This is a genomic window from Streptomyces sp. NPDC049577 (assembly GCF_040675635.1).
GTDB lineage: Bacteria > Actinomycetota > Actinomycetes > Streptomycetales > Streptomycetaceae > Streptomyces.
Genome location: NZ_JBFAPH010000395.1, coordinates 1 through 5,414, shown reverse-complemented (window position 1 = coordinate 5,414; position 5,414 = coordinate 1). Strand labels below are relative to the sequence as shown.

At 71.4% G+C, this 5,414-nt stretch carries 7 protein-coding genes and 1 tRNA gene; 4 read left to right on the top strand and 4 right to left on the bottom strand.

What is annotated here, in order from left to right; genetic code table 11:
* Positions 1-164: 164 nt before the first annotated feature.
* The 3 genes from AB0K09_RS29335 to AB0K09_RS29325 all read right to left on the bottom strand — a co-directional run bounded on the left by AB0K09_RS29335 (position 165) and on the right by AB0K09_RS29325 (position 1,350).
* Positions 165-563, bottom strand: coding sequence for a (2Fe-2S) ferredoxin domain-containing protein (locus tag AB0K09_RS29335; RefSeq protein WP_366068439.1), 399 nt, complete (start codon positions 561-563; stop codon positions 165-167).
* Between the two features lie 110 nt (positions 564-673).
* A complete protein-coding gene (locus tag AB0K09_RS29330; RefSeq protein WP_366068438.1) occupies positions 674-1,135 on the bottom strand; it encodes a pyridoxamine 5'-phosphate oxidase family protein in 462 nt (153 codons plus the stop codon).
* 127 nt (positions 1,136-1,262) lie between these two features.
* Positions 1,263-1,350, bottom strand: a tRNA-Leu gene (locus AB0K09_RS29325).
* A 245-nt stretch (positions 1,351-1,595) separates the two neighbouring features.
* On the opposite strand from AB0K09_RS29325, the gene AB0K09_RS29320 reads away from it, so the two are divergent.
* From AB0K09_RS29320 to AB0K09_RS29310, 3 genes are all read left to right on the top strand, one after another.
* Positions 1,596-2,927, top strand: coding sequence for a M20/M25/M40 family metallo-hydrolase (locus tag AB0K09_RS29320; RefSeq protein ID WP_366068437.1), 1,332 nt, complete (start codon positions 1,596-1,598; stop codon positions 2,925-2,927).
* 154 nt (positions 2,928-3,081) lie between these two features.
* Positions 3,082-3,315 carry a chaplin gene (locus AB0K09_RS29315; RefSeq protein ID WP_366068436.1) on the top strand — a complete coding sequence of 78 codons (234 nt, stop codon included), beginning with the start codon at positions 3,082-3,084 and terminating at the stop codon, positions 3,313-3,315.
* A gap of 157 nt (positions 3,316-3,472) precedes the next feature.
* Positions 3,473-4,321 (top strand): chaplin, encoded by an 849-nt coding sequence (locus AB0K09_RS29310; protein WP_366068435.1) that lies wholly within the window; start codon positions 3,473-3,475, stop codon positions 4,319-4,321.
* Positions 4,322-4,400: 79 nt separating this feature from the next.
* Here AB0K09_RS29310 and AB0K09_RS29305 read toward each other — a convergent pair whose 3' ends face one another.
* The gene (locus tag AB0K09_RS29305; RefSeq protein ID WP_366068434.1) at positions 4,401-4,589 is read right to left on the bottom strand and encodes a DUF5703 family protein; all 189 of its coding nucleotides are present in this window, start codon (positions 4,587-4,589) and stop codon (positions 4,401-4,403) included.
* Positions 4,590-4,636: 47 nt separating this feature from the next.
* On the opposite strand from AB0K09_RS29305, the gene AB0K09_RS29300 reads away from it, so the two are divergent.
* Positions 4,637-5,317 (top strand): hypothetical protein, encoded by a 681-nt coding sequence (locus AB0K09_RS29300; protein WP_366068433.1) that lies wholly within the window; start codon positions 4,637-4,639, stop codon positions 5,315-5,317.
* The last annotated feature ends 97 nt before the right edge of the window (positions 5,318-5,414 follow it).

Here is a 5,414-nt window from a genome sequence, read left to right as displayed (position 1 = left end):
AGCCGGCGGCGGAAAGGCGCAGCTCGAACGGCGAGCCGTCGGAGCGGAGCGTCCAGTCGTTCAACCGCGCGGGCCCGGATTCCCGCGGCGAACCCGCGCCGCAGGACGAGCTCGGCCGTCGAGTAGCGGCCGGAGCATGCCATCGGTGATCGGCCGGACAGCTCCTAGGGGGTGTCCAGCGCCTTCCCCACCCGCCGCGAGACCGTGAACGCGTAGAGGTCCAGCACCCCCGGCGGCTCGGCCAGGCCCGGGCCGCCGGCGCGCACCCACGCCGCGATGTCCGTCAGCGCGTCGTCGTCGTTCACCAGCCCCAGCCACACCGGCCGCCCCCCGGCGGCCCGGCCCGCCGCCGACGGCTGCACGACGACCACGTTCGCCTGGTCGCACACATCGAGGCACTCCGACGCCCGCACCGGCGCCGCGTCCCCCACGGCCGCGCGCAGCCGCGCGATCTGCCCGGCGTGATCGACGCCGGGCACCTTGGCCGCGTCACCGCAGCAACAGCCTCGGCAGACGGTTATCCGGCACGGGGCGGGGGCGGCACGGCCGCGGTCCTTGATCATCGGCCCGATCATAGGACGCCGCCCCGACGGGCGGTACTCATGCGTGCCCGGTCCGGGCAGTCAACACGCACGAGGCGGATCCCGAGGAGTGCGTCAGCCAGGGACGGCCGCTATTCCAGCCACGTCCCGTCGCGCATGATGAGTCTGCCGCGCAGTTCCGGTACGCCGCGCCAAGCACGCACACTCTTCGGCACCACGCGCACATACAGGAAGGAACCCTCCTCCGCACGCGGGTCCCACCCGAACTTGGCGGCGAACGCCTCCGCCGCGTCTCCGGGCACATCCTGGTCCAGGAAGCACTCCGCCTCACCCTGGAGCAGCACCACATCGGAGGTGTCCGGCAGCGCCAGGCGCACGCGCGGCTCCTCGCGGACGTTCCGCGCAGTCACGGAAGTGGCACTGGTGCACATCCACACCGCTCGCCCGTCCCACAGGAACCACAGCGGCACCTGGTGCGGCCCGCGATCAGGGTGTGCTGTCGACACCCATACATCCCGCTCGGCAACGAGCCGTTCCAGAGTGTCGCGCCTGCGCTCCGCCGTCCGGCGGCGAGCAATCCCCGTGGTCTGCATGAGCGCCGACGTTAGCCAGCGGGCTCGAAGCGCGCATGGGGCGAGGGACCTACTCCCGGCGACCGATGCCCCCTCCCGCCACCAGGCCCGCAAAACAGAAAAACCCCAGGTGAACTGGGGTTTCTGCTGGTGTCCGAGGGGGGACTTGAACCCCCACGCCCGATAAAGGGCACTAGCACCTCAAGCTAGCGCGTCTGCCATTCCGCCACCCGGACAAGGTGTCTGTCTCCGCCGGTGTTCCCCGCGGCGACATGGAAAACAATAGCAAACATCCGGGGGTGCTCGATCACTCGGCCGGGCGAGCGGGTTCCCGGGCGGACGCGCCGGTTCGTTGCGGGCGTGTGGCGGGCGCATTGCGCCCTTGGGCGTGGGCGGCGGGCGGGGGAGGATGGCCGTGGACCCCGCCGGGGGCCGCTCGTGATCCGGGCCGGCCGCCGGCAGCGAACCACGAGGAGGCAGCGTGAGCGAGTCGAAGCCGGGCCCGAGCGGCGCGGTCAGCGCGGAGGACGAGGTCGTCGGCCTCTGCCGCGATCTGATCCGGATCGACACCAGCAATTACGGCGACCACTCGGGGCCCGGGGAGCGCGCCGCCGCGGAGTACGTGGCCGAGAAGCTCGCCGAGGTAGGGCTGGAGCCGCGGATCATCGAGTCCCACAAGGGCCGGGCGTCGACGGTGGCCCGCATCGAGGGCGAGGACCCCTCCCGGCCCGCGCTGCTCATCCACGGGCACACCGACGTCGTGCCGGCCAACGCGGCCGACTGGACGTACGACCCGTTCGCCGGCGAGATCGCCGACGGGTGCCTGTGGGGCCGCGGCGCGGTCGACATGAAGGACATGGACGCCATGACGCTCGCGGTCGTCCGCGACCGCATGCGCTCCGGGCGCAAGCCGCCGCGCGACGTGGTGCTCGCCTTCCTCGCCGACGAGGAGGCGGGCGGCACCTACGGCGCCCGCCACCTGGTCGACAAGCACCCGGGGCTGTTCGAGGGCGTCACGGAGGCCATCGGCGAGGTCGGCGGCTTCTCCTTCACGGTGAACGAGAACCTGCGGCTCTATCTGATCGAGACCGCCCAGAAGGGCATGCACTGGATGCGGCTCACCGTGGACGGCACCGCCGGCCACGGCTCGATGACCAACAAGGACAACGCCATCACCGAGCTGTGCGAGGCAGTCGGCCGGCTGGGCCGTCATGAGTTCCCGGTGCGGGTGACCAAGACGGTGCGGTCCTTCCTGGACGAGCTGTCCGACGCGCTCGGCACGCCGCTGGACCCGGAGGACATGGAGGCCACGCTGGCCAAGCTCGGCGGCATCGCGAAGCTCGTCGGCGCGACACTGCGGAACACCGCGGCCCCCACGATGCTCGGCGCCGGCTACAAGGTCAACGTGATCCCCGGGCAGGCCACGGCCCACGTCGACGGCCGGTTCCTGCCGGGGTACGAGGAGGAGTTCCTCGCCGACCTCGACCGCATCCTCGGCCCCCGGGTCAAGCGGGAGGACGTGCACGCCGACAAGGCGCTGGAGACCAGCTTCGACGGCGGCCTGGTGGAGGCGATGCAGTCGGCGCTCAGGGCGGAGGACCCCATCGCGCGGGCCGTGCCCTACATGCTCTCCGGCGGCACCGACGCCAAGTCCTTCGACGACCTCGGCATCCGCTGCTTCGGCTTCGCGCCGCTGAAGCTGCCGCCCGAGCTGGACTTCGCCGGAATGTTCCACGGCGTCGACGAACGGGTACCCGTCGATGGTCTGACATTCGGTGCGCGAGTGCTCGACCGTTTCCTGGATCAGTGCTGAGTGCGGTACTGAACGAGTGCCACTCTGCACGTATTTGGCGTTTCCTTAGCCGGAAAGAGTGAACGGGATCAGGCCTACGTAGCCCCGACTCCTCCGTGTCGTTACAGGTGTGCGGTCCGCGGCTGGGACCGCAATGCCAACAAGGAGGAACCCCATGCTCAAGAAGGTCGTCGCTGTCGCGGCTGCCACCGGTGGTCTGGCCCTGGCCGGCGCGGGTATCGCCGCCGCCGACTCGGGTGCCCAGGGCGCCGCAGTGAAGTCGCCGGGCGTCGTCTCGGGCAACGTCATCCAGGTCCCGGTGCAGGTCCCGGTGAACCTCTGCGGCAACTCGGCCAACGTCGTCGGGCTGCTGAACCCCACCTTTGGCAACACCTGCATCAACAAGTGACGTCGGGCCTCGAAGCCCGCGAGGGCTTGAACCACGGCGGCTCCGGAGTGTGCGCGAGTGCTCTCCGGGGCCGCCGGGCTTTCGATCGATCTACCGCGTGCGGGTGGGTGCATCCGCATGCATTTCCGGCATGGCAAAAGGCAGAGGGGCAAGATTGATGCGACAGGTCACCAAAAAGGGCCTGATCACCGCAGCGGCGGCGAGCGGTGTGCTCGCAGGCGTGACGGGCGGCTACGCGCACGCGGACTCCGGAGCGCACGGCGTCTCCGCGCACTCCCCGGGCGTCGCGTCCGGCAACACGGTCCAGGTTCCGGTCCAGGTTCCGGTGAACGCCTGCGGCAACACGGTGAACGTGGTCGGGCTGCTCAACCCGGCGACCGGCAACACCTGCGTCAACGGCGGCGGCCACGCGAGCGGCCACGGCCACGGCGACAAGGGCCACGAGACCGGCGGCAAGGGCCACGAGGGCGACCACGGCAGCGCCCAGGCCGAGGGTGCCTCGGTGGGCTCGCCCGGCGTGGCTTCGGGCAACACCGTCCAGGCGCCGATCAGCGTGCCGGTCAACGCCTGCGGCAACAGCGTGGACGTCGTCGGCATCGGCAACGCCACCCACGGCAACACCTGCGTCAACGGCGACCACGACCACGACCACGGTCGTGGCCACAAGCCGCCCACCGGGCACGAGAACCCGCCCGGTGACCACGACGGCTCGCACAAGCCGCCCGCCCACCCCGGCGGCGACCAGGACGGCTCGCACAAGCCGCCCGCCCACCACAGCGGCGACCAGGTCGGCGACCGTCACCACGGCAAGCCCGGCAGCGACGTCAAGGGCGAGCACCAGGCGCCCGTGCAGTCCGCCTCCATGGTCGAGGCGGCCGGAGCGAAGGCCAGCCAGCTCGCGCACACCGGTGCGGGCCAGCTCGGCCTGGCCCTCCCGGCCAGCGCCGGCCTGCTGATCGGCGGCGCGCTGCTCTACCGCCGCTCGCGGGCGGCGGCGCGCGACTGAGACGCGCGCCGGTAAACCGGCAGTACGTCAGGAGCGGGTCCCGCAGCCGCGGGGCCCGCTCCGTCCTGTGGTCACTCGTTCACCAGGTGGCGCGCATCTGGCGGATGATCCGCCGTCTCAGGCGCACCTTGCGGCTTCCGTCGGGGTACAGACGCAGTCGGTCCAACTCCCAGTGTCCGTACTCGGCGTGTTCGGTCAGCAGGCGTGTGGCCGCACCGCGGGAGACCCCCCGTGGCACATACACATCACAGAATTCGTATTCCGGCATCGCATCTATTGTGCGGGAACGGGCCCGCTCCGGATAGCGTCTGCACTATGTCTGATGCTGCGCAGCCGACCGCTGCCGAGGTACGGGCCGCCGCCGAGGCGGTCAAAGCCGCGCTGGACCGCCACCTCGAGGCCGTCGAACGCCGATCGGGGGAGGACGACCCGGCCGTCTACGCCGCCTTCAACGAGCTGGCCGCGGCAGCGGAGGCGTACGACGAGCTCCTCTACGACTCCTACGACGAGGTCACCCCCTTCGAGATCCCCGGTGACGGCTCCCTCCCCGCCTACGCGGGGCCCGAGGAGCCCAGCGCGCTCAGCGTCCTGATCCGCCGGGACTACGCCGTGGTCGAACCCCAGCGGCTGCTCGCTCAGGCCCAGCGTGTCGCCGACCTCGATCCCGACGCGGACCCGGACGCCGCCGCGGCCGACGACTCCGGGAACGGCCCGGGCCACGCCGGCAGCAGCGTGCACGCCGCGGTCGGCGTCCTCTTCGGCGAGTACGAACCTGACGAAATCGCGTCGCGTCACAAGGAATTCGGTCTGGAGGAGGGCGACTCCACGCTCTGGGTCACCGCGGTCGACGACCTCGCCGACCCGGGGGAGTGGCTGTCCGACCCCTTCGACCAGACGGATCCGCAGCGGGTCATCTGCCGGTTCGACGTGAGCGCGGTGTTCGACGAGGGAGACGAGCCGGACGAGGACGACGAGGAGGACGACGGCGAGGACTGAGTCCGGGAGCCGGGGTTCCGGGAGCCGGGGGCGGTCCGCCGCCCCCCGCACCCCCCCCCCCCCCCGCCCCCCCCCCCGACGGACCGAGCCCCCAATA